This window comes from Streptomyces litchfieldiae (assembly GCF_031845365.1).
In the GTDB taxonomy this organism is placed as follows: domain Bacteria; phylum Actinomycetota; class Actinomycetes; order Streptomycetales; family Streptomycetaceae; genus Streptomyces; species Streptomyces litchfieldiae.
Genome location: NZ_JAVREL010000020.1, coordinates 77,271 through 100,202 on the forward strand (window position 1 = coordinate 77,271; position 22,932 = coordinate 100,202).

The 22,932-nt window shown below is 72.2% G+C and carries 23 protein-coding genes and 1 pseudogene; 6 read left to right on the top strand and 18 right to left on the bottom strand.

Going from position 1 to position 22,932, the window contains the following annotated elements:
* Positions 1-4: 4 nt before the first annotated feature.
* Positions 5-454: a hypothetical protein gene (locus tag RM590_RS27955; protein ID WP_311707516.1), complete on the top strand. Its 450-nt coding sequence runs from the start codon at positions 5-7 to the stop codon at positions 452-454.
* On the opposite strand, the gene RM590_RS27960 is transcribed toward RM590_RS27955, so the two are convergent.
* The 3 genes from RM590_RS27960 to RM590_RS27970 all read right to left on the bottom strand — a co-directional run bounded on the left by RM590_RS27960 (position 441) and on the right by RM590_RS27970 (position 2,579).
* Entirely contained in the window at positions 441-1,367 is a 927-nt protein-coding gene (locus RM590_RS27960) for an ADP-ribosylglycohydrolase family protein (RefSeq protein WP_311707517.1), read from the bottom strand. The genes RM590_RS27955 and RM590_RS27960 overlap by 14 nt on opposite strands.
* Before the next feature lie 42 nt (positions 1,368-1,409).
* The gene (locus RM590_RS27965) at positions 1,410-2,261 is read right to left on the bottom strand and encodes a siderophore-interacting protein (protein ID WP_311707518.1); all 852 of its coding nucleotides are present in this window, start codon (positions 2,259-2,261) and stop codon (positions 1,410-1,412) included.
* 75 nt (positions 2,262-2,336) lie between these two features.
* Positions 2,337-2,579 (bottom strand): hypothetical protein, encoded by a 243-nt coding sequence (locus RM590_RS27970; protein WP_311707519.1) that lies wholly within the window; start codon positions 2,577-2,579, stop codon positions 2,337-2,339.
* A gap of 156 nt (positions 2,580-2,735) precedes the next feature.
* Between RM590_RS27970 and RM590_RS27975 the strand changes: the two are divergent.
* A pseudogene (locus tag RM590_RS27975) lies at positions 2,736-3,033 on the top strand (arginase family protein); the annotation flags it as partial.
* On the opposite strand, the gene RM590_RS27980 reads toward RM590_RS27975, so the two are convergent.
* The 8 genes from RM590_RS27980 to RM590_RS28015 form a co-directional block, all read right to left on the bottom strand.
* The gene (locus RM590_RS27980) at positions 2,979-3,410 is read right to left on the bottom strand and encodes a lasso peptide biosynthesis B2 protein (protein ID WP_311707520.1); all 432 of its coding nucleotides are present in this window, start codon (positions 3,408-3,410) and stop codon (positions 2,979-2,981) included. The pseudogene RM590_RS27975 and the gene RM590_RS27980 sit on opposite strands and share 55 nt — an antisense overlap.
* A complete protein-coding gene (locus RM590_RS27985) occupies positions 3,407-3,682 on the bottom strand; it encodes a lasso peptide biosynthesis PqqD family chaperone (protein ID WP_311707521.1) in 276 nt (91 codons plus the stop codon). The genes RM590_RS27980 and RM590_RS27985 overlap by 4 nt, the downstream gene beginning before the upstream one ends.
* Positions 3,654-5,525, bottom strand: a complete 1,872-nt coding sequence (locus RM590_RS27990; RefSeq protein ID WP_311707522.1) for an asparagine synthase-related protein — start codon at positions 5,523-5,525, stop codon at positions 3,654-3,656. Before RM590_RS27990 ends, RM590_RS27985 begins: the two co-directional genes overlap by 29 nt.
* 4 nt (positions 5,526-5,529) lie before the next feature.
* Positions 5,530-5,667 (bottom strand): lasso RiPP family leader peptide-containing protein, encoded by a 138-nt coding sequence (locus RM590_RS27995; RefSeq protein WP_311707523.1) that lies wholly within the window; start codon positions 5,665-5,667, stop codon positions 5,530-5,532.
* A 397-nt stretch (positions 5,668-6,064) separates the two neighbouring features.
* Positions 6,065-7,015: a zinc-binding dehydrogenase gene (locus RM590_RS28000; RefSeq protein WP_311707524.1), complete on the bottom strand. Its 951-nt coding sequence runs from the start codon at positions 7,013-7,015 to the stop codon at positions 6,065-6,067.
* A 60-nt stretch (positions 7,016-7,075) separates the two neighbouring features.
* Positions 7,076-7,450, bottom strand: coding sequence for a DUF1330 domain-containing protein (locus RM590_RS28005; protein WP_311707525.1), 375 nt, complete (start codon positions 7,448-7,450; stop codon positions 7,076-7,078).
* Between the two features lie 103 nt (positions 7,451-7,553).
* The gene (locus RM590_RS28010; RefSeq protein ID WP_311707526.1) at positions 7,554-8,747 is read right to left on the bottom strand and encodes an MFS transporter; all 1,194 of its coding nucleotides are present in this window, start codon (positions 8,745-8,747) and stop codon (positions 7,554-7,556) included.
* 209 nt (positions 8,748-8,956) lie between these two features.
* A complete protein-coding gene (locus tag RM590_RS28015) occupies positions 8,957-9,556 on the bottom strand; it encodes a TetR/AcrR family transcriptional regulator (protein ID WP_311707527.1) in 600 nt (199 codons plus the stop codon).
* Positions 9,557-9,729: 173 nt separating this feature from the next.
* Between RM590_RS28015 and RM590_RS28020 the strand changes: the two genes are divergently transcribed.
* On the top strand, positions 9,730-10,674 hold the full coding sequence (locus RM590_RS28020; RefSeq protein WP_311707528.1) for an NAD-dependent epimerase/dehydratase family protein: 945 nt from the start codon (positions 9,730-9,732) through the stop codon (positions 10,672-10,674).
* Positions 10,675-10,687: 13 nt separating this feature from the next.
* Here the strand turns inward: RM590_RS28020 and RM590_RS28025 are convergent, their stop codons facing one another.
* The 4 genes from RM590_RS28025 to RM590_RS28040 form a co-directional block, all read right to left on the bottom strand.
* Positions 10,688-11,572 carry a transglutaminase-like domain-containing protein gene (locus RM590_RS28025; protein ID WP_311707529.1) on the bottom strand — a complete coding sequence of 295 codons (885 nt, stop codon included), beginning with the start codon at positions 11,570-11,572 and terminating at the stop codon, positions 10,688-10,690.
* A 143-nt stretch (positions 11,573-11,715) separates the two neighbouring features.
* The gene (locus tag RM590_RS28030; RefSeq protein WP_311707530.1) at positions 11,716-13,590 is read right to left on the bottom strand and encodes a pre-toxin TG domain-containing protein; all 1,875 of its coding nucleotides are present in this window, start codon (positions 13,588-13,590) and stop codon (positions 11,716-11,718) included.
* The gene (locus tag RM590_RS28035) at positions 13,587-16,034 is read right to left on the bottom strand and encodes a hypothetical protein (RefSeq protein ID WP_311707531.1); all 2,448 of its coding nucleotides are present in this window, start codon (positions 16,032-16,034) and stop codon (positions 13,587-13,589) included. The genes RM590_RS28030 and RM590_RS28035 overlap by 4 nt, the downstream gene beginning before the upstream one ends.
* Complete coding sequence (locus RM590_RS28040) at positions 15,968-16,663, bottom strand: hypothetical protein (protein WP_311707532.1); 696 nt, start codon at positions 16,661-16,663, stop codon at positions 15,968-15,970. The genes RM590_RS28035 and RM590_RS28040 overlap by 67 nt, the downstream gene beginning before the upstream one ends.
* A 362-nt stretch (positions 16,664-17,025) precedes the next feature.
* Here RM590_RS28040 and RM590_RS28045 point away from each other — a divergent pair, with 362 nt between their 5' ends.
* On the top strand, positions 17,026-17,841 hold the full coding sequence (locus tag RM590_RS28045; RefSeq protein WP_311707533.1) for a hypothetical protein: 816 nt from the start codon (positions 17,026-17,028) through the stop codon (positions 17,839-17,841).
* 94 nt (positions 17,842-17,935) lie between these two features.
* On the opposite strand, the gene RM590_RS28050 is transcribed toward RM590_RS28045, so the two are convergent.
* The gene (locus tag RM590_RS28050; RefSeq protein WP_311707534.1) at positions 17,936-18,847 is read right to left on the bottom strand and encodes a S1 family peptidase; all 912 of its coding nucleotides are present in this window, start codon (positions 18,845-18,847) and stop codon (positions 17,936-17,938) included.
* A gap of 251 nt (positions 18,848-19,098) precedes the next feature.
* Here RM590_RS28050 and RM590_RS28055 point away from each other — a divergent pair, with 251 nt between their 5' ends.
* The gene (locus RM590_RS28055; protein WP_311707535.1) at positions 19,099-19,899 is read left to right on the top strand and encodes an AfsR/SARP family transcriptional regulator; all 801 of its coding nucleotides are present in this window, start codon (positions 19,099-19,101) and stop codon (positions 19,897-19,899) included.
* An 84-nt stretch (positions 19,900-19,983) separates the two neighbouring features.
* Positions 19,984-21,192 carry a methionine adenosyltransferase gene (metK, locus tag RM590_RS28060; protein ID WP_311707536.1) on the top strand — a complete coding sequence of 403 codons (1,209 nt, stop codon included), beginning with the start codon at positions 19,984-19,986 and terminating at the stop codon, positions 21,190-21,192.
* Between the two features lie 173 nt (positions 21,193-21,365).
* Here the strand turns inward: metK and RM590_RS28065 are convergent, their stop codons facing one another.
* Both RM590_RS28065 and RM590_RS28070 read right to left on the bottom strand, forming a co-directional pair.
* Complete coding sequence (locus RM590_RS28065) at positions 21,366-22,316, bottom strand: aldo/keto reductase (RefSeq protein ID WP_311707537.1); 951 nt, start codon at positions 22,314-22,316, stop codon at positions 21,366-21,368.
* A gap of 14 nt (positions 22,317-22,330) precedes the next feature.
* Entirely contained in the window at positions 22,331-22,930 is a 600-nt protein-coding gene (locus tag RM590_RS28070; protein WP_311707538.1) for a streptomycin biosynthesis protein StrG, read from the bottom strand.
* Positions 22,931-22,932: the final 2 nt, after the last annotated feature.

Below are 22,932 nucleotides of genomic sequence, written 5' to 3' on the forward strand. Positions count from 1 at the left end.
CGTCATGGACCGACTTCGCATCGACGCCGCGCCCCCGGTGACGGCGCCCGTCTTCCGCCCCGGGCGGCTCCATCTGCCCGTCACCACGCCGGACGCCCTGGGGGGCGACGCCGTGGGTGTCTCCGAGGAGCACGGCCGCAGCATCATGAACAGCCTGCCGCGCGCCGGCGCGGTCTTCGCGGTGAGCGGCCACTGGTGGTGGATCGTGCCCAGCGAGTCGCAGGTCGGCCTCAACTGGCCAACCACGGCCCGCTATTGGCCCGGCGCCTGCCTGCCGGGACCGCTCGCCGCCAGCGCGGCCGTCGGCCGTACCGGCCGGTCGGTGGCACGCCTGGTCCACTGGCCGGAGGACGCCGCCCCGTACACCCATCCGCTGCTGCTGTTCATCGCGGTCTGCCGGCTGGCCGGCGTCTCGCCGGTGTCGTCGGTCGGCACCGGGGTCAGTCCCGGCTGACGGCGTCCACCCAGGCGGGCAGCGGCTCACGCCGCGCGAGCCACTCGGCCGGCACCCCCGCCAGCCCGGTGCGGGCGGCGACGACGCCGCCGGTGATGGCACAGGTGGTGTCGACGTCCCCCAGCCCCTCGGCGGTGGTCCACAGCGCGTCCACCAGGCTGTCCAGATGGCGCGCGGCCGACCACAGCGCGAACGGCACGGTGTCGTCGGCGCGTATCCGCTGTCCGTTGCCCAGCAGGTCCGCGGCCCGCCAGGGCGGCACGTCGCCGGACAGCTCGGCCGCCCGGTACAGCCGGTCGCGCACGGCGCTCGGCGGCGTCCGGCGCGCGACCTGGCGCAGGAACGCCGGCGCGCGCTCGCCCGGGTCGGGCGGCCCGGCGGCGCAGGCCGCGGCGACCGCGACTGCCACCGCGCCGGCCACGCCCTCGGGGTGGTGGTGCGTCACGCGCGCGGACAGCTCGGCCTGCGCGACGACGCGCTCCGGCTCCCCGGCGAACCATGCCCCCAGCGGCGCCACCCGCATCGCCGCCCCGTTGCCCAGACTCCCCTGGCCGCCGAACAGTTCGGCCGCACCCGCCTGCCAGGCCGCCGGGTCACCGGCCAGCCGCGGCAGCAACTGGTGCATGCCGTAGCCATAGCCGCGCGCCGGGTCGGCCCGATAGGTGTCGGCGAAGACCCGGGCGAGGCGTTCCGGCCGGATCTCCCCGTCGGCGCGCAGCGCGCGCAGGACCCCCAGCGCCATGGCCGTGTCGTCGGTCCAGTGCCAGACCGGCTCCGCCGGAGTGGTCCGGGCCCGGATCTGCGCCCGCGCCTCGGCCGGGCCGCGCATCAGCGGGAACCACCGCTCACCGAAGGCGTCGCCGAGGGCCAGTCCGTGCAGGCTGTCGGTCGCCGCCGCGTGGCTGCTCCTCATGGTCGCCCATGGTGCCCGCCCGGTCGCGCGATGGCCAGCGACTTACCCGGCGTCCGCGGCGCCCTCCTGCTCCTCCTCGACGCGGCGGTTCCACTCGGCCTTGCCGGCCTGCCAGCCGTCTTCGTCGGTGTCGCGCCGCCAGTAGCCCGAGATCGACAGTTGATCGCGCGACAGGCCCCGGTCGAGCCGCAGATGGCGGCGCAGCTCCTTCACGAAGTGCGCCTCGCCGTGGACGAACGCCTGAACGGTGCCGGGCGGGAACGCCGCGCCCGTCACCGCCGCCACCAGCTTCTCGCCGATGGGTGCGGTGCCGCGGTGCAGCCAGACGATCTCCGCGCCGCCGGGCGCGTCGAGCTTCTGCTCCTCCTCGGGGTCGGCCACCTCGACGAAGACCCGGGCGACGGCCGGCGCCGGCAGCGCGGCGAGCGACGCGGCGATGGCGGGCAGCGCGCTCTCGTCCCCGGCCATCAGATGCCAGTCGGCGGCCGGGTCGGGGGCGTAGCCGCCGCCGGGGCCCATGAAGTACAGCACGTCGCCGGGGCGGGCGTTGGCGGCCCAGGGGCCGGCCAAACCCTCGTCGCCGTGGTGGACGAAGTCGATGGTCAGCTCGCCGGCCTCGGGGTCCCAGGCGCGCACGGTGTAGGTGCGGGTGTGCGGCCACTGGTCCCGCGGCATGTCGCGGCGGATGGCCGCGATGCTGAACGGCTCCGGGTAGGCGACCCCGGGCAGCGGGAACACCAGCTTGACGTAGCTGTCCGTGTAGGGCCCCAGGGAGAAGGACCTCAACTCGTCACCGCCGAGGACCACCCGGATCACATGGGGGGTGACGTGCTCGGTGCGCAGCACCCGGGCCCGGTTCTGCCGTGGGGTCCTGGGGGTTGGACGATCGCTCACACACGCTCCTCGCTCGGTCGGGCAGGCTCTGCCAGCCTCGCCCGCCGGGCGCGCCGTGGCAAATCCATCTCGCGGTCAGGGCAGGTCGGAGTAGCCGGACGGGCCGGGTTCCCTGCCCTCGGGCGGATAGTCGCAGTCCAGGCTCTGCACCTCGCGGTCGCCGTCCTCCGAGTCGACGACCACGGCGGCGGTGCACGCCCGGCCGTGCTCGTCCGTGAAGGTGGCGATCTCGGTGTGGTCCGACTGCGAACAGGCGGCCAGCAACGCCATCGCCGCCACCACCGGTACGGCTGCCTTGAGTCCCGCGCGTGCGTTCATCGCCACCACCCCCGAGAACGGCGCTCCCCCGCCTGCCGGGATCGTGCGCCCCTGCCCGCCCATGTCACCCCGCCTCCACGGCGCCCGGTCGGCCCCGCGAGCAACAGGGGGTGAACGCCCGGTGAAGCGCCGGAACAACCATGGCGGGCGGTCGAGGCGGCGCTGCGGACGCTTAAGGCCCCCGCTCTCGACGGCTTCTGGCTGCACCTGGACGCCGACGTGCGCTGGATCCGTCCGTGATGCCCCCGTGGACAGCCCCGACGACGGCGGGCGGCTGCCCGGCGAACTCGCGCCTCTGCTCCGGACCTTGGCGGACTCGCACCGGTGCGTGGGGCTCAACGTCACCGTCTACGACCCCGACCTCGGCCCGGACGGCTCCTGCGCGGCCCTCCTCGCCGATCAGGGCGCCCGCTCCGGCTCGCCGAGTGGGGGGACGCTCAGCAGGACGCGGTAGGAGTGCACCTCGTCGGGCTCCCCGACGCGGCGGCGTTCGGCCTCGACCCAGGCGTGGGCGGCGAAGGGTGGGGTGCGGACCCCGCTGCACCACGTCGGCCACACGCCCCGCATCCGGCACAGCAGCACCGTGGCCAGGGAGCGCTGCAGGCAGTACATGCCGGCGCAGCGGGTGGAGGTCGTCGTCACGTGGGTCCGGGCGCGCAGTGTCTGCTCGTAGGTCGCGGGGGTCGCGCGGTTCCGCAGAACGTGCAGGACGGCGACGATGCGCTTGGGCGGCTGGCGTGCCAGCAGCCGTGCCACGAGCACCGCCAGGCGGACGGGGATGCGGCGGAGCAGGGACGGGCGTTCGCCGGAGATGTCCAGGATCTGGCTCATGACGCGTTCTCCCCCTCGATCAGCCGGGCGCGGGTGAGCTGGTCCACGAGCGTGCGGATGTCCTCGGCCGCCCGGTCGGCGGTGACGGGCTGTTTCCGGGAGAGTTCCGTGGCGATCCGTTCCACCGCGGCGCCGGCGAGCAGGCCGCGGACGATGGCGGCGCCGGTGGCGTTGAGCTGCCAGTAGCGGCCGCGGCGGCTGTCCAGCAGGACGAGGCCGTCGTCGGTGTCGCAGGTGACGACGTCAGGACTCAGTCGCATGCTCGTGCTCATGGGTGTGCTCCTCCAGGTAGCGCGGGACGGGGTGCCGTTCGAGGGCGCGCAGCCAGGATTCGAGGGCCACCGAGGCCTCGGCGGGGGGTCCCTCGTGGGCGGGCAGCGTGCCGGGGCTGAGCCAGGCGCGGGCGAGGGCGCGTGGCTCGGCCAGTCCGGCGGCGACCAGGCGCGAGTCCTCCAGCCAGGCGGCGAGGCCGCGCCGGTGGGCCCGCATGCCCCGGTGCCACTCCGGGGTGGCGTTTCCCTTGGTGGTGCGCTGGAGCAGCGGTTCGGGGACGATGCCGCGCATGGCGGTGGCCAGGAGCGGCTTGTACGCCCAGGGGGTCGTGGCCTCGTGCGGCCGCACCCGGAGGCAGGCTTCGAGGACGGCGTCGTCGCAGAAGGGCATGTCCAGCGCGATGCCCAGGCGGTCGTAGAGCAACGCGACCCGTCCGGCCTGCCGGGCCATGTACAGCCACAGGTGCCTCCCGCGGGTGTCCGCCAGCGGCTCCGTGCGGGCGGCCGCCTCGCGCAGCAGCTCGGCGGTCGACTCGCGTGCCCGGTCCGTGGCCCAGTGGGGGAGGGACATCGCCAGGCCCCAGCCGAGCTGGACGTCGCCGGCCGGTCCGCGGTCTCCCGTGATGTGTCCGGCCTCCGCGGCGAGCCAGGCCCGGAACGGGCGCCGGTCGGCCAGTGCCCGGACCGTGGCCGCGCGGGGCCAGCGCTGTTTGGCGGCGTAGGCGGCCAAGTGGCGTGTGGCGAGCCGCGGTTCGCGCCGCACCAGATCGTGCAGGTGCGAGGGCGGCGGGATGACCAGTTGGTCCCCGCCCTGTCCGCACAGCCGTCGCGTCACCCCGTGCGCGTGCGCCACACCGACCAGATGCTCCTGCTGGGCCCGGTCGCGGATTCCCAGCGTCGGCTCGTCCTCCGGCTCGCCGCCGCCCAGGCCGCCTTCGGGGCCGGTGTAGTACGACGGCAGATCGGCGGCGTCGAAGACCAGGTGCGGGGTGCCGGCCGGGAGCCCGGCGGCGGCACGGCGCGCGTAGGCGAGGTCCTCGTCACCCGGCGCACCCGGGTCCAGGGTCAGGGTCACCAGCTCCGCGCCGGCCTCCGCGGCCAGGAAGCACAGCGAGGTCGAGTCCATGCCGCCGGAGAGGTCGGCGGCCCACCGCTGGCCGGGCGCCACCCGTGCGCGCACCGCCGCGCGCAGGGCCTCGCGAAGGCCCTCCGCGCCCTCGGCGAGGGGGAGTTCGGACTCCGGGGGCCGCCACCAGCGGCGTTCGGTGGCTTCGCCCGCGCGTTCCAGCAGGACGGCCTGCCCCGGGGGTACGGCCCGAACGCCCTCGAAGAGCGACGCCTGATCGAGAGGGAACGGAGGCGTCGCCACCGACACGAGCCGTGCGGCAACGTGGCGGAGGTCCACCGCGGCCCCGGTGAACCGGGCGAGGGTACGGGCGCGGTCCGCGACGACGGTGACGCCGTCCACCTCGGCGCGGTAGAGCCGCCGGCTGCCGGATGCGGTGCCCCGGGCGTACACCCGGCCCGCCACGGAGGCGAGCAGGAAGTGGTCGCCCGCGCTTCCCTGTACGGCCGTCTCCACGTCGGAGGTGGTGCGTACGGCCCGTGCGCGCACGCGCAGTTGCCCGGTGTCCAGCGTGCTGACTCCCAGAACGGCGAGCCGCACGTCACCCGTCTCGGCGAGGCGGGCCGCGGAGCCGTCCCAGCAACCGGCCAGCCAGGGGCGTCCGGAGGCATGCCGGACCACCTGGCAGCCGGTGTTCCGGATGCGGTCGAAGACGGCGGACGCCGCCTCGTGGTCCGGAAAAACCACGAACCAGCGTCCGCCCACAGAGGAACTCACCGGGTCAGGCCAGGGGGCGGAACCCGGAGAAGTCCCACCAGTGACCGATCCCGCCCTGAGTCGTCTCGGTGTAGCCGCCGGCCTCGGCCAGCACCGGGGCCTCGTAGACCTCGGTCTCCTCGATCTCCAGCTCTCGTTCCATGGCATACCTTCCTTCCGTGCGACGGGCGTGCGCCGGGCGGTGAGTGGCCGCCGACCGGCGCGGCGCCTGCTGACGATTCAGGATGAGGGGCGCCACTTTCCTCGCGCTTTCAAAATCCGCGGGAACGCCTTTCCTGCAAGACAGGCTTAAGCGGGACATTGGACAAGGCGTGGAAAGCGGGAGCGGAAAGGCCTCGATCTTTCGTGACGGTTCGTCGGTTCATCGGACGGGAACAAGAACCTAGGAAGTCCTCATTCTTGCTGGTCAGAGGCGTTTTTTGCTTACCCGGCCAGCCCTCGGACAGCCCGCTTCATGAAAGCGCGAGGCTAGCTCTTCCGGTCCGCGTCACCGCCGCAGCAATCGTCATCCGGCTCCGCCACTGATCGCCGGCCACTCCCTACGGCACCAGCAGGATCTTGCCCACGACGCTCCGCGACTCGATGGCCGCGTGCGCTTCGGCGGCGCGCTCCAGTGGGAGGCGCTGAGCGATCAGCGGGCGGATGCGGCCCGCGGCTGCCTCTGTCAGGGCCCTGGCGGTGATCTCCTTGAGTTCGTCCGGTGCGAACTGCACCTGTTCGATGCCGGAGAGCCGGATGCCGCGGCGCTCCAGCTCCGCCGGGTCGTGCTCGGAGAATTCGCCGCTCGGCGCCCCGTACGCGGCCACGCGCGCGCCAGCCGCGGCCGCGCGCAGGGCGCCGGCGCCGAGTTCACCGCCCACGCCCTCGAAGATCACGTCCGCGCGGAGGCCGTCGAGCCAGCCGGGCTCCGCGTAGTCGACGACGGTGTCGGCACCCAGTTCGCGTACGGCGTCCAGCTTGCGCCTGCCGCGGGCGGCGCCCGTGACATGGGCCCCGGCCGCCTTCGCCAACTGGACCAGCAGGCTGCTGGCGCCCCCGGCGGCGGGGAGGATCAGGACCGATTCGCCTGCCCGGACGCGCGCGTTGGTGAACAGGCCGAGGGCGGTCGGGCCATCGTGCATGAGCGCGGCCGCCGTCTCCGCGTCAAGGCCCCGCGGGAGTGGGATGAGACCCTGGGCCGGGACCAGGGCCTGCTCGGCGTAGCCACCGTTCGGCCGGGTGTGCGCGGCCACCGGACGGCCGGTCCAGGACGGGTCCACACCCGCGCCGGTCGCGGTGACGACACCGGCCACCGCGCCGCCGGGAACGTACGGCGGAACCATGCCCCAACTGTCGGCGTTCCAGCCCGCCCGGATCTGCGTCTCCACGAAGATCGTGTCCGCGGCGGCGACCCGGATCACCACCTCGCCGGGCCCGGGAACGGGGTCCGGCAGCTCCGCCGCCTCGATCACCTCGGGCCCGCCGAACCTCGTCACCTGTGCCACGCGCATCGCGTTTCCTCCCCTTATTGGTGCGGTGAGGAAATGCTCCAACTTCAAGCTGGGTTGAGGTCAAGGGCGGCCCGCCGGGCCGGAGGGCTGCTCGGCGGACAGAGCCTCCCGTATCGCCTGGACGGCCTCGGTCGGGCGGTAGTCCTCGGGGACGCCCTCGACCAGGATGATGTCGCCCTCGATGTGCCGCGAGCGCAGCGGTGCGATCTCCCGGTAGGCGGGAGACTCCCACCAGGCCCGCGCCTCGTCGATCCCGGGGAAACCGATCATCACCACGTGCCCCGGCCAACTGCCCTCCTTCACCTCGTGCCGCGTGGCGTGCACGAGGTAACGGCCGCCGTACGGCTCGAAGGTGCCGGGCAGGCGCTCGATGTACTGGGCGATCTCCGGGTGCGGGGCCGAATCCCGCAGGTGGGCTATGACGTAGGCGGGCATGGTGTCCTCCGGTCGGTCGGGCTCCGTTCGCCGCCGATCGTGGCACGGCGACGCGCGGCGAGGCGATGACCTGAGAGGTAAGGGCCCGCCGCGCAACGCCCGTTCAGCCGTGGGGCCCGGCCGCCGCCCGCGCCGTGTCACCCGTCAGGCGCCGCTCCAGGGGCCGGATCGCCACGCTCGCCAGCAGCGCCAGGCAGCCCACGGCCACCCACGGCAGCACCCGGTGCACGCCGTACAGGACGCCGAACAGAGCGGGCGTCACCATGTCCGCCGTCGCGAACGAGTACTGGAACGCCGCCAGGTAGGTGCCGCGCATCCCCTCCGGCGCCGCGTCCGCGGAGAGCGCGTTCGAGGCCGGCCCGTGCATCATCTCCGCCGTCGCCCACAGCAGCATCACCAGCGCCAGGTAGCCGACCAGCAGCGGGCCGCGCGGCAGCAGCACCGCCAGGGCGGCGGCGGCGCACCAGGCCGCCCAGAGGCGGCCTCCCCAGGCCATCGCGCCGCCCCGGGAGGTGCGTCGGCGGGCGCGGCGGGTGACCTCGGCCGTGCAGGTGGCCACGACCGCCGTGGTGATCGTGAAGAAGACGCCGACCGCCCAGCCCGGCGCGTGCAGCCCGCGGATCACGTAGACGGGGATCGCCACGGCGAGGAAGACCGTGCAGATGTTGAACAGGACGTTGACGCCGATCAGCCCCAGATACGGCCGGTTGCGCAGCAACTGCCTTACCGCGTCCGGGGATTGCCCGCCGGGTCCGCCGGCCGGCCGCGGCGCGCCGCGCACGAACAGCCCGACGATCAGCGCCGCGGCGACGAAGGAGACGGCGTTCGCCAGCACCATTCCCCGGTACGCCTGCTCCGAGGCGAGCCCGAGCAGCACGCCCGCGAGCACCGTTCCGGCGCCGGTGCCGGCCGCCCGGATCATGCCCGCCCGGGCGAACCACTGGTCCTTGGCCTCCCCGTCCGCCTGCTCGGCGATCAGCGTGAAGACCGACGACCAGTACACCCGCAGCCCCACCGCCTCGGCCAGCGCCGCGAGGAACAGCGACACCGGACCGTTCACCCCCAGGTACAGGAAGAACCCGGTGGCCTGTATCAACTGCCCCGCGATCACCACCGGCCGGGGCCCGACGCGGTCGACGATCCGCCCGACGAGCAGCGGCAGCAGGAGCGAGCAGGCCATGGCGGCGGTCAGCAGCAGGCCGACGCGGGTCTCCGACAGGTCGGTGACGGTGAGGAAGTAGACCATGGACAGCGGGAGATAGAGTCCGGTGCCGATGGCGTCGATGGCCAGTGCCACCGGAATCGCCCACGCGGCGCCGTCACGGGCTCGCGGCCGCCTCACGGCTTGCCGGGTTCGGCCGCGCCGCGGGCCTTCTGCTGCCGGACGCCACTCGTGCGCACGAGGTGGCCCTCCATTCCTGTGTGGGGTCGCCGCGCCCCGTTCCTCCGGGCCCGCGAGTCACACGTTCTAATCGCGGGCGCACGCCGGCGTCAACGGAGTTTCCCTCAGGTGGCCCGCGGTTGCTCAAGTCCCCGGAGCAGCAGGTCGACCAGTCGGCGCGGGTCGTAGCGGCTGGGGTCGCTGTCGCGTCCGACGCAGAGGTTGCCGATGCCGCGCATCAGTTCCTGGGCGTCCGTACCGGACGTGATCTCGCCGGCCTCGACCGCGGCGTCGAGCAACTGCGCGCAGACGGGCACCAGGCGGTCGATGAAATAGCTGTGCAGGGCGTCGAAGCCGCTGCTGTCCGATTGCATCGCGTTGGCGAGTCCGTGCTTCGTGACCAGGAAGTCGATGAAGAGGTCGACCCACTGACGGAGTGCCGCGAGCGGGGAGTCGGCGTTGGCCAGCAGCGTCGGGCCGGCCTCGGCGCACGCCTCGACCTGGTGGCGGTAGACGGCGACGACGAGATCCGCCCGGGTGGGGAAGTGGCGGTAGATCGTCCCCATCCCGACGCCGGCCTTGGCCGCGATCTCCCGGATCGGCGCGTCCACGCCGGAGGTGACGAACACCTCGGCGGCGGCGGCGAGCAGCGTCTGCCGGTTGCGCTGCGCGTCGGCCCGCTTGCTCCGGGCCGGCACCTCCTCGGACGGGCTTGTGGTGGACACCGCGCTCTCCTTCCGATGGCCGTTGACAAATCGGAACGTTGCTCCGTATAGTTCTGGAACATTGCTCCGCTTCGAGGTTAGCCGAAGCGGGTCGTTCCTGTCCGCCTCATCCGCCACCGGCCACATGACCGGCGGCCACGGATTCGAGGAGAGACGTTGGGAGAGTGTCGGAAATGATTCTGGTCACCGGGGGTCTTGGTTTCATCGGCTCCCACACCGTGCGGGCGCTTCAGGACATGGGCGAGGACTGCGTGCTGGTCCAGCGCCGCGAAGCCGAGGTGCCGGCCTTCCTCGACGCCGCGCGGGCGGCGGTGGAGCGGGCCGACATCACCGATCTGCCGTCGCTGCTCGACATCGGCACACGCCGCAAGATCACCGGCATCGTGCACCTCGCCGGGTCCATGCCGTGGCCCCCCGGCTCCGACGAGCCCATCGACGCGACGCGCAGGGCGCTGGGCGGCCTGTTCAACATCCTGGAGGCCGCCCGGAGCTGGGGCGTGGCGCGGGTGGGCGTCGCGAGCACGATCGGCGTGTACTCCGGCGTCGCCGGCGAGGGCGCGCTTCATGAGGACATGCCCCTGCCCATGACGTCGCCCCACCTGATCCCGGCGTTCAAGAAGATCGGTGAGCTCCTCAACGACCACCTGGCCGGCGCCACCGGCATGGACATCGTCAACTACCGCATCTCCGCCACGTGGGGACCGCGCGGCCACGTCGATCCGTTCTTCGCCGCCCCCGAGCTCGTCCACGCCGCCGCCCGCGGCACCGAGCCGGACCTCTCCCATCTGCGCGCCCCCGCGCACGCGGAGGACTCGATCGACTTGTGCTACGTGAAGGACACGGGCCGGGCCATCGCGCTCCTCCAGCTCGGTGACCGGCTGGGCCACCGCACCTACAACGTCGCCTCCGGCCGCGCGACGAGCAACGCCGAGGTCGCCGCCGCGATCAGGACGGTCGTCCCCGACGCCCGGATCGAGCTGCCCGCCGGCGAGGCCGGCCCCCGGAACCACCTCGACATCACCCGTCTCCAGCAGGACACCGGATACCGGCCCGCCTACGACACCGAACGGGCCGTCGCCGACTACATCGCCTGGCTGCGCGCGGGCAACGAGCGCTGAGCGCCAACCGGCTTCAGCGGCGCAGGGTGACCTTCCGGACGCCGAGGTGCGTGGTGTACGAGGTGACCGCCGCCGGGACGCGCAGCCGGTCGTCGGACGTGAAGATCCGCCGCAGCTCGGCGAGGGGCGGGCCGGGCAGTCCGGTCACCGCCGCCACGGAGTCCAGGAGCCGGAGTTCCCCGGCGGCCGGCTCTCCGTTCTCCAGCAGGTCCGACGCGCCCCAACTGTCCCAGGGCAGCATCTCCACCTTGTTGAGCGTGGCCAGGTCGAGCAGCACATCACTGACGAGCACGGGCCAGTTGGGGGAGTCCGGCTGTTCCGCGTCGTGTCCCCGCGCCCGGCGCCAGCCCGTTCCCCCGGGCAGGAAGTCCGACCGGGGAACGTCGTAGGGGTCGAACGGGAACCCGTGCGTCTCCTCGCCCGCCGCGAAGGTGAGTTCCGGGTCGACCAGCGTCCAGCCGCGCGCCGTGTCCCAGTACTCGGTGACCCAGTGGTGCGGTGAGAAGTACGTGCAGGTCCCGGCCCGGGCCCGGGCCGGAATCCCGGCTTCGCGCAGCAGGGCCACGTGCAGCACGACGAAGTCCCGGCAGGTGCCGACCAACCGCTCGTCCGGCTCGCGGCGCTCGGTCAGCGGTGCGTCGCGGCGCTCGCGGATGATCCGCAGCATGTCGTCGACGTAGCGGGTCTCGGCGTCGTGATGCAGCCGCTCCTCCGGTGGCCGGTAGTCGAAGCGATCGGCCTCCAGACGGTGGATGATCAGCCCCCGGACGACTCGGGCCAGCGCGCCAGGGTCACTCGGCAGCCCGCCGAGGAACGCCCGGCCCGCTTCGCCCGGGTCGGTGACGGTCGACTGGGTCCGGTAGAACTCGGCTACGTCGACCGGTAGTTGAGCAGACATGCGGGGTCCCTTCCACCGATGGCCCGTCAGGCTCACCAAAGCCTCACGCACCCGCCGCCGGCCGGCAACGGCTTTCCGCGCGCCAGCCGCGCCCGGTGCACCATCGCTCCCGGCCCCGTTGCCGTCCCGTGCCGCGGCTGCCCTCAGAGTGCCTCGAAGACCTTCGTGAGCGTCGCCGCCGCTTCGGTGAGCTGCCGCTGGGTGATCGGCAGGCCGAGAATCTCGAAGTCGTAGCCGAGGGCCCGCAGATCCTCCACCATGCGGCCGGGGCGCACGTCGCGGGGCACCACCCCGAAGATCTTCGTCCGCCTCGGGGAGACCCACACCGGCGTGCTGACCCCGCCGATGAAGATGTCGGTGAACCTGGTGGCCCGGCCGGTGGGGTCATCCCCCGCCACCGGCACCAGCCGCTCCATGTCACGCCGCACCTGGCCGCCCCGCTCCGACCGCGCGATCTCCGCCTCGATCTCCTCCACGGAGACGGTGACGTCGCTCCCGGACAGGCGTGCCCGTTCCACCACTTCCCGGTGGCAGTCCTCGGCGTAGGCGCGGAGTTCGGGCGACTTCTCCCGGCCCGCGGGGGTGATCCTCAGCTCACGCGCCGCCCGCTGCCCGCCCTTGGCCTCGAAGATGACCAGGACCTCCAGCCTCCCGCCGCGGCGCAGGGCGATCATCCCGTCGGTGAGCTGCCGCCCGAGGGCGTCACGGATCAGGTGGCCGGGGATGAACTCCAGCGGGCCGCGCCGAGGTCGCAGGCCCAGCGCGGTGAGCCCCGCGGGATCCCGCAGCCATCGCGCCGCCTGGGTCTCCAGCAGCTCCTCCAGCAACTGGCCCTTGACGTGGTCCGTGTTCGCGCCGCGGCGCAGCACGCGGTTGACGGCCAGCTCGTCGAGTTCGGCGATGCCCGGGTGGCTGTGCGCGAGAGCCCGGAACGCCTCGCGCACCTCGGCCCGGACCACAGGCATGGCGGCCGGCACCCCCGTGCGGCCGAGCGCCGCGGTCTCCAGGGCCTCCGACACCGCCAGGCTCTCCGCGCGGGACAGCGGGGAGCGGGCGACCACCCCGGCTTCCGCGGCGCGCAGCACGCGCAGCGTCTCGGGACTGGCGCTGAGCCGCTCGGCGCTGCCCAACACCCGCGACCAGGCGGCGGCCTCCCGCCCGTACATGCGCTGCATCCGGCCGGCCGAGTACAGGGCCCGGCCGCCCTTCGCCAGGCGGGCGGCGGCCGGCAGCAGCACGGAGGCCCCCAGCACGGCACGTTCGACGGGACTGAGCGGATAGCCGAAGAGATCCTTGCCGGAGTATGCCTCGTAGGCGGCGACCAGGCTTCCCACGACGGGAATGAACCCGATTCCCAGCTCCACGGCCTCCGCCCACGCCGGGCGCGCGGGAAGACCGACGCGGTACTTCCGCGAGTCCAGGGGAAGTGTCTGCCCCAGACGCAGCGCGGCCAGGAGATCGTCACGCTCCAGCAGCATGCGACGGTAGGCGTCCAGCGGCGAGATCCCGTAGAAATCCGCTTCCGTCGTGTGGTGTTCGAACCGGCCGACCAGTTCCTCCAGCACCACTCCCATGATCTCCACGGCGGCCCGGTTGCGGCGGACGACATAGACGATGCCCTCCTCGGGCACGCGGATGACCTCTTCGGCGGACCACCGAGCCAGCTCCAGCCTGGCGAACGCGACGAACTCCGCGTACTTGGCGGCGTACCCCGGCGGGTCCGCGTGCCGCCGGTCGTATCGCAGCCACGCCCGGTGGAACATCCGGTACCGCCAGAGTGCCGCTCCCGAACGGCCGTCCTCGTGCAGGGAGTCGAAGGCGAGCACGGAATCCGGCGCGACCTCCAGGTGCCTCCGCATCAGAGCGGCGGTCTCACGGATGATGGCCACGCCCACCGGACCGTACGCCTGGCTGTTGAGCAGCGCCTGCGCCAGGTCGCGTTCACAGTCCGCCAGTTCGCTCCGGTAGCGGCCGAGGCCCGCCGTGGTGCGCGGCGTCGCCGCGGGCGGGGCCGTCACTGTTCCACCCAGGCGCCGTCCTGGTTCTGACGCCAGGTGGGGAGCGAGCCGTCCGGGCGCAGCCGGACGAGCGTGGTGGGAATCCGGACCTGCCAGGGTTCGCCGACCGGCACCTCGTCGCCCGGGCGGTCGAGTCGCTCGGCCAATTCCTCGGAGATGGGCAGGTACAGGTCGCTTGTGATCGTGGGGAGCGGGCCGCCCAGCCAGGGTTCGCCGAACGTCATGAAGTGGTCGACGGCGCCCTCGAAGCCCGGTCGAGCGGGGACGGACACCCGGCAGTACCCGGCCTTGAGGAACTGGTTGAAGGAGGGGTCCGGATCCTCGAAGGCCAGACGATCGGTCCACTGCGACTTCCGGCCCCAGAAGTACGGGTAGGTGAGCCACGTCATGTGCTCCCACTCGAACGCCTGCTCAAGGAAGCGGACATAGGGGCCCTCGGCCTCGTTCTCGTGGAGGTCGATCTGCGGCAGGCCGTTGCTGCCCGTCTCGATGGCGTCGAAGAGATCGAAGTGCTGCTCGGTGAGGATGGTGACGCACGCCTTCTTCAGCTCGTCCTTCATCAGCTCCAGGTTGAACGCTGGAGGTCTGCCGGGAACGACCAGGCCCGCCGCCGCCTGGGCCCGGGCCAGCGCCTCCTCGTACTCGGCCTGCCGGGCCCGGTGCGCGTCGCGCAGGGCCGCGTGGGTGTCCAGCCGCCACTGCTGCATGGCACGGGCGGTGCGCTGGCACACGACCTCGACGGTCACGGCGCCCGTGCTCACGTCAAGTGTGTTGACCGCGAACGGTACCGCGCCGGTCTCCCCGTCCAGCGCCCGGCTCCACAGCGCCGGCCGGCCCTCGCCGAACCGATGGGTGTGCCGCCCGAGGACCACGTCGATGCTCCAGGTGCTGTCCCACACGTTGATGGCGTGCCCGACATGCCCGTAGACCGCCTCGTAGCCGGGGTCGATGGCGATGTCCGCGGCATGGGAGACATTGGTCTCCGGCTCCCCCTGGGGGGAGCTGAAGGTATGGGTCTTCGTCACATAGGGCTCGGGCGGCGCCTTGATGGACGTGGCGGCGAGAACCCGGGTCCAGTAGCCGTAGTTGGCCTCGCTGATCTGCTCCGGCCTGAGCGGGAAGGCGGGCGGCTTGTCCACCTCCAGCGCGGTGGCGTTCGCCCGGCGGAACGCCTCCACCAGGAACGCCCCCGGCTCGGGAATCATGAACTCGAACATGGTGCGCATGCCGTAGCTGAAGATCTGCGCCTGGTAGACCTTCTGGAGCCACTGGTAGACCCCCACGGTGTGCTCGGCCCCGCCGGTGTTGTCCAGCGTGTGCTCGGAGCGCTCCTCGACCTCGTTGGTGACGCGCAGGGTCTCCCTCCGCAGCACCCGTTCGGCGATTCTGGAGGACGCGCGCTGGGTGACCTCCTTGGCGAACTCCGTGGCCGCCTCGGTCGATTGCTCACGGCTCCGGGACAACGCCCCCTCCGCGCTGGCCGAGAACTCCACCGTGGGGCCGTACTTCCCCGACACGGTCAGTCCGGCCTTGAGAGAGGCGTCCGTCTTGATGGTCTCCGCGGTCTCGCGGCGCATCTCGAAGCGGTCGGTCGATTCGAGGTCCCGCTCCTCGGCCGTCGTCGTCTCCGTCTCGCGCAGCGTGAACTCCTCGGTGACCCGGCGACGGCGGTGCTCACGAAGCTGCCGCTCCCCGCGCAGCACGTTCTCGACGTGCGCGATGTCGGTGGTCTCGTACCCGACGAGCTGCTGCTGGACCAGAAGCAATTCGCCGATTCCAGCGGGCTTCACGTCGCCGTGCGTGCCTGGAACGCGCTCGGCCGGCGCGGCGTGTTCGGGCAGCGCGTGCTCCGTGGAGCCCAGGGCCAGCCAGTTGACCCTCGTGGCGACCGGGGTGCTGATGCGGACCAGCGTGTCGCCCACGTGCTTGAACGTGTGGTGGAAAGTGGTCGAGTCCAGCTCCTCCAGCGCGCCGAGCGCGCGCGCCTTCGCCGCCGTCAGCCGGTTCACCAGGTGGCTCAGACCGTGCTCGGCCGCCGAGAGGCCGTTCTCGTCGAGTGCCCGGCGGGTCGTCTGGGTCAGCGCCGCGGCCGCCTGGGCCGACAGCCGGAAGCCGACTGTGCCCTCGGGTGCCCCCACCGCCGGGCTGCCGGCGAGCAGACGCGTGACCGACGGCACCTTGCGCACCTCTCCGGCGGCCACCGACACGGCGGTCACCGCCGCCTCCCGCCCTCCCTGATCCTGGCCGAGGCGGGCGATCACCTCGTTCAGCCCCTTGAAGAGCTGCCCCCGGGCCGCCACGGCGGTCCGCGCCAGCTCCACCGGGCGCAACTCCGCGGCGGGCAGCCGCCCCGGCGAGGCCGTCACCTGTGTGCTGCTCAGGGCCGTTCCCGGCAGGGCGTGCAGCTCCTCGACGGCGTGGTCCAGCCGGCGATACCGGTCCACCAGCTCCCCGATGAGGCGGTGCCGCTCCTCCGCCGGCCCCGGGTCGGGCGGGCGGGGCGGCGAGGCCCGGGCGTCACGCGCCCGTCGCCGGGCAGCCGTACCGGCGCGACCAGGGCCCGCCGCAACTCCTCGGGGCCCTCGGGGAAGTCGGTGTCCTCGGCCGTCCGGCGGATGAGCGCGATCAGCCGCAGGGAGTCGACCAGCTCGGCCAGCGGCAGCCGGTGCAGCTCGGGAAGGAGCTTGATCGCCAGAATGCTCTCCACGAGACGGGCCCGGTCCTGGCCGAGCTGCGCGGCGACCGTGGCGTCGTCGGGGGCGGCGCCGAAGGCCGCCCGCGCCGCGGCCACCACCTCCGCGCGGCCCACGGGTCCCGGCCCCGCCAGCAGATCCTTCAGCGCCGCGGCGAACGCGGCGAGCCGGGGCGCGCTGTCGAGATCACCGCTCCGGCGCACCATCCGCGCGCTGCCGGCGACATCGGCGGCGGTGCGTTTGAGAACGGCGGGCCGGTCCTCGGCGGCGGAGGCGAAGATCTGGGCGAGCGGGGTCTCGTCGCCGAGGGCGATGGGCCGGAGCGGAGCTCCCGCGCCCACCGCGGGACGCACCAGCAGCATGCGGAACAGGGGTTCCATGATTCTCCCTCGGTCACACCGGCGGGCGGGGCGGGCCCGGCCGAACCGCCCGCCGATATGCCCGGAGAGCGTCTTATGTGCCAACCTAGGTCCGGCGGCGCGGAGCCACGAAGCGTTCCTGGGCCACATCGGTGACGGCCCCGGCCGCACACCAACGTGTCGACACGCAAGCGTGGGCCGCCGCCCCAGGACCGGCCCCACGGAGGTAGGGCCGGACGCTGCCCGCCCCCCACGTCCCAGTTCCGCCGAACTCGCCCGAAAATCCGCCGGGGGCACCATACTTGTACGGTTCTGTCCCGCGTACGGGCCGGAACGGGGGGGCGTCATCCTTCGTCCCCGGGGCGAGCAGAGAGATGCCGCACATGCTGACGATCGACGACAAGCCGTTATCCGACTTCATCGGGGCGACCAAGGTGATCGCCTCGCGGTTGACCGAGAACAGACCCGAGTCCGGGACGCAGGCCATGAGGCTGCTCACGGGCGTCACCATGACCGCCATCAGCGCCAGGGAGACCTACCGGGAGACGCACGTCGCCTCGGTCTACGCCCATCTCCACGGGCAGGCCGCGGACCGGGTCCGGCGCGCCGCCGAGGCTTACCAGTGGTGCCTTGAGCGCTTCCAGGACCGCACGAACGAAGCGACGTCGTCCGAGCTGGTGGTGGCGTCGCAGAAGCAGCCCACCACCCTGAATCAGCTCAGCGCCCAGGGCACCGTGGTGATCACCCGGGGCACCGACCCGGTGCAGGCCCGCGCGATCCTGGAGAACCGCACCTTCGGTGGGGCGCTTCTGGACCCGTCCGTCGTCACACCGCCCACGTCCGAGGACGCCGATACGCAGACCGGGTCCGGCGACAAGGACACCGCCGGCGGCCGCATCGAGGAGTGGTCGCTGGGGGCGTTGCTGGGCTTCGCGACCGGCGGATTCCTGCTGATCGCCAGGGCCCGGACGGACCGGGTCACCCTGCCCAAGGGGGACTTCGCGGTCACCGCGGGAGAACGGGGTGTCTGCGGCTATGCCGCGGCCGGGCTGGAAGCGGTCGCCATCGCGGAGCAGGGCCGTGAGGCCGTCGTGGACGACCTGGAGAACCAGATCGCCGCCATCAACAAAGCCATGGGCGGCAAGCGCATCGATGTGTCCGCCCTGCTGCGAGACGCCGCCGCCGGAACGCTCGCCTGACCCGGCACCGGACAGCGGGCGGGCGCTTGCCCGCCCGCTGCCTGTGCGGCAGGGCCCCGCCACCTCCCGTGCGCCGGGAGGCGGCGGCGTCGCGTCAAGTGATCGTCACACCATAGGCGTTGAGGATCTCCAGGATCGGCTGGAAGAACGTGGTGCCGCCGCTGGCGCAGTTGCCGGAGCCGCCCGAGATGATGCCCACCGCGTAGTTGCCGGTGAAGACCGGGGCGCCGCTGTCGCCCGGCTCGGTGCAGGTGTTCAGCCGGCCCAGGCCGGAGACGATGTCGCCGCCGCCGTAGTTCACCGTGTAGTTGAGGCCGGTGACGCCCCCGGAGCGGCAGCCGCTGGGCGCGGCCACCCAGAGGATCTCGCCGACGGCCGGGTTCCGCGCGCCGATGATGTCGATGACCTGGCCGTTGCAGACGACCGTGCCGGGCCGGGGCACCGCCGTGTTGGCGTGGCGGACCAGCCCGTAGTCGTTGCCCGGGAAGCTGCTGCCGATCGTGGGCCCGAGCAGGGTGGTGTGGGAGGCGTTGGCGTACCAGTTGGGGTGGCCCTCGGTGCAGTGGCCCGCGGTGACGAAGTAATCGGTGGTGCCGGAGCGGACGTTGAACCCGGCCGCGCACCGCCACCCGGCGTCGGCGTAGATGGGCTCACCGCCCTGGAGGAACGGCTCCAGGCGGCCGGGAACGCGCTCGATGTCCAGGGCGCCGGCCAGGCGGCCGGCGGCGCGTTCGATGCGGGCGATCTCCCCGGCCGAGACCGTCTCGTCGGCCGCGACCCGGACGGTGCCCGAGGCGGGTTCGACGGCCCAGGCGGTGCCGCCGACGTCCGCGGCCCGTACCGCCTCGCCCGCGGTGGCGAGCTGGGCGGCGGTGAAAGCCGGTGCCGCCTGGGCCGCGGCGCCGGGAACGAGGACGGCCGTCAGGGCGAGCAAGCCGGTGGCGGCGGCGATCAGCCGCGCCCACCGGGCCGGGCGTCTGGCGGAGGTGGGGTCCTGTGTGGTCACGCTTCCTCCTGAGAATGGACATGATCCTGACAATCTCTCCGAGTCTGCTCATTCCCCCGGGTGTTGCCAAGGGCCACGCGCGCCGTTCCGCGTCCCGGCAGGTGACGGATTAGCAGTCGGGACTTTGACGGTCCGGACGGCTGCCGTCTACGTTGACCGTATTCGTCGATGAGTACGCCTGGATTGCGGCTGAAGCGATATTGAACTGAAACCAGTCGAGGCGCCGGCCCGCGCAAGAACCGGAGACGTTGATGCTGAATTTCTTTTTGCTGGGAAGATTGGAAGCTCACTCTCCCTTCGGCAGGTTTGCGGTGCGCGGCGGAATTCAGGGCACCCTGCTTCAGGTCCTGCTGGCCAGCGAGGGCCGGATCGTGCCGGCCGAGTCCCTGGTCGGCGAGCTCTGGGGGGAATCGCCGCCGGATGGTGTCGCGAACGCCCTGCACGCGCATATCAGCCGGCTGCGCAAGAAAATCGGCGCGCTGGAACCGCACCGGACCTCCTCCCGGCTGGTCGGCAATCCCTTCGGTTATCAGCTCCTCGTCGCCGAGGGCGAGCTGGACGCCACGGTCTTCGTGTCCGAGGTGCGCCGGGCGCAGGAGAGCCTGCCCCGGGACCCGCGCCGGGCGTCCGAGGTCCTGCGCGCTGCCCTGCTCATGTGGCGCGGTCCGGTGTTCGGCGGCGATGTCCACGGCGTCCTGTGCCAGGCCGCCGCGGTGCGCTATGAGGAATACCGGATACACGCGCTGGAGTTGTTTTTCGAAAGCGAACTCGCGCTTGGCAACCACACCCATATTCTGGGCGAGTTGCGCGAGGCGCATGCGGCGAATCCCCTGCGGGAGCGTTTCTGCGAGCAATTGATGCTTGCTCTCTACCGTTCGGGACGGCAGGCGGAGGCCCTGGCCACTTATCGTCAGATGTGGTCCCGCCTGGCCAACGATCTCGGAATTGAGCCTTCTCCGGTACTGCGCCGGACGGAGCTGGCCATCCTCGGGCACGACCCGGACCTGGACTACCGGGAAAGTAGAGCCGCGGACCTGTCGTACGCGATCTGACGCGGGCCGGGCAGCCTCGCCCGCGGCATGCGGCAGTTCACCGGTGCAACCGACCATTCACCGTCATCGCCAAGGAGATCTGCTGTGCCTCGTCGTCTCTTCACCTCGGAGTCCGTGACCGAGGGGCATCCGGACAAGATCGCGGACCAGATCAGTGACACGATTCTGGACGCGCTGCTGCGGGAGGACCCCGCCTCGCGGGTGGCCGTCGAGACCATGCTGACCACGGGCCTGGTCCATGTGGCCGGCGAGGTCACCACCCAGGCCTACGCCCCGATCGCCGCCCTGGTGCGGGAGAAGATCCTGGAGATCGGCTACGACTCCTCCAAGAAGGGCTTCGACGGGGCCTCCTGCGGGGTGTCGGTGTCGATCGGCGCGCAGTCGCCGGACATCGCGCAGGGTGTGGACGCCGCCTACGAGGCCCGCGTGGAGGGCGACGACGACGAGCTGGACCGGCAGGGCGCCGGGGACCAGGGCCTGATGTTCGGCTACGCCTGCGACGAGACCCCGCAGCTCATGCCGCTGCCCATCCACCTCGCCCACCGCCTGGCCCGCCGCCTCTCGGACGTGCGGCGCAACGGCGCGGTGCCCTATCTGCGCCCGGACGGCAAGACGCAGGTCACCATCGAGTACGACGGCGACCGCGCGGCCCGGCTGGACACCGTGGTGGTCTCCAGCCAGCACGCGTCCGACATCGACCTGGACTCTCTTCTGGCGCCCGACATCCGGGAGTTCGTCGTCGAGGCGGAGCTGAAGCTGCTGACGGACGAGGGCATCAAGCTGGACACCGACGGGTACCGGCTGCTGGTCAACCCGACGGGCCGGTTCGAGATCGGCGGCCCGATGGGTGACGCGGGGCTGACCGGCCGGAAGATCATCATCGACACCTACGGCGGGATGGCCCGGCACGGCGGCGGCGCGTTCTCCGGCAAGGACCCCTCCAAGGTGGACCGTTCGGCCGCCTACGCCATGCGCTGGGTCGCCAAGAACGTGGTGGCCGCGGGCCTGGCCCGGCGCTGCGAGGTCCAGGTCGCCTACGCGATCGGGAAGGCCGAGCCGGTCGGCCTGTTCGTGGAGACCTTCGGCACCGCGACCGTCCCCACCGATCGCATCGAGCAGGCCATCACCGAGGTCTTCGACCTGCGCCCGGCCGCGATCATCCGCGACCTGGACCTGCTGCGGCCCATCTACGCCCAGACCGCCGCCTACGGCCACTTCGGCCGCGAACTCCCCGAATTCACCTGGGAGTCCACCAACCGCGTCGACGCCCTGCGCACCGCCGCCGGCGCCTGACGGCCGGCACCGAACGATTCAGGCACCCAACGATTCGGGAAAGGCCCCGCCGCCGGCGGGGCCTTTGCCGTGAGCGCTGCCCCTGGGCGCCCGGTGTCACGGGGGCGAAAGAATGAGGGCGGCACGGCGGGCACCCACCCCGCCGTGCCGCCCTCCGGGGGCGCGCCGCTCGCTCAGACCCACCTCCGGTGCCCGGCGGGCGGCGGCATGGCATCAAGGTCCTCCAGATCCTCCTGGCTGAGCGTCAGCTCGGTGGCGGCGGCGTTCTCCTCCAGCCAGCGGATCTTCTTGGTGCCGGGTATGGGCAACACGCCCTCGCCCTGCGCCAGCACCCAGGCGAGCGCCACCTGCGCCGGCGTCGCCTCATGGCGCTCGGCGACCATCCGGATGGCGGTGACGATGGCCTGGTTCTCGGCCATGGCGCCCTTGGCGAAGCGCGGATCCCGGGACCGGGAGTCGTTCTCCGGGAACGGCGCCGTGGGCAGCCGCCCGGTGAGGAACCCCCGGCCGAGCGGGGCGAACGCGAGGAACGTCACGGCGTTCTTCCGGCACCACGGCAGCACGTCCTCGCGGGTGTAGGACGCCCACACCGAGAGCTCGTGCTGCACCGCGGTGACGGGGAACACCGCCCGCGCCCGCTCCAGTTCCTCCACGGTCGGATGGGAGATGCCCAGCGCGCGCACCTTGCCCTCGCGCACCAGCTCCGCCATCGCGCCCCAGCTCTCCTCCAGCGGCACCGCGGGATCGACGCGGTGCAACTGGTAGAGGTCGATGACGTCCGTGCCGAGCCGCTTCAGCGAGGCGTCGCACGCCGCGCGGATGTACTCGGGCCGGGCGTCCCGCCGGAGCCTGCCGTCCGGTCCCGCCAGCAGACCGCACTTGGTGGCGACGAGGACCTCGTCGCGACGGCTGCCCAGCGCCAGGCCGAGCAGTCGTTCGTTGGTGAACGGGCCGTACATGTCGGCGGTGTCGAAGAACGTGATCCCCAGGTCGACGGCGCGGTTGATGACCTCGATCGACTCCGCGTCATCGCGTTCCATCGGGCTGTAGGAGTGCGACATCGACATGCAGCCGAGACCGATGGCCCCGCATGTCCGGCCGTCCGCCAGAGTGGTTGTTCGCATGGCCGTCGGCTCGCTCAGAGAACGTCCCAGTATTCGCCGAGGGTGAAGGGCACCCCGGCGGACGCTGAACGCTTCTCGCTGGGCCGGTAGGACGCCCGCGGTATGGTGCGGAAGTCCATGCTGACGCGGCTGGTCTCGGTGTCGTTGACGACGTTTCCGTGCCACAGGTTCGCGCCGTCGAACTCGATCACGTCACCGTATTCGGCGGAGACGGGCTCGCCCTCGATCCATACCGTGTTGTTGCCGTAGGCACGGGTCATCGGCACCCAGTAGTTCGTCTCGCTGGGGTCGTGACCGAAGTCGCTGTCGCGGTGCCAGGAACCGACCGCGACCGAGTTCCGCAGGTGCACGCGGAAGGTCGGCACCCGCTGGATGTAGAACCGGTCGGCGTCGCTGCCGAGCAGGGCGGCGGCGAGCTTCCGGTAGGTGGGAAGAAACGAGTCCAGATTGTCGTAGAAGAGCTTGTGGTAGTGCGTGCTCTGGTCCGTTTCCACGGTGTGGACCTTGTCGCTCGCGTCGAGCCCTTCGAGATCGGGAACGCCCAGTGTCTTCCGCACCAGTTCGGCGATCGGGATTTCCCTTACGTCGTAATGACGCCTCGTGAATTTCTCCATGA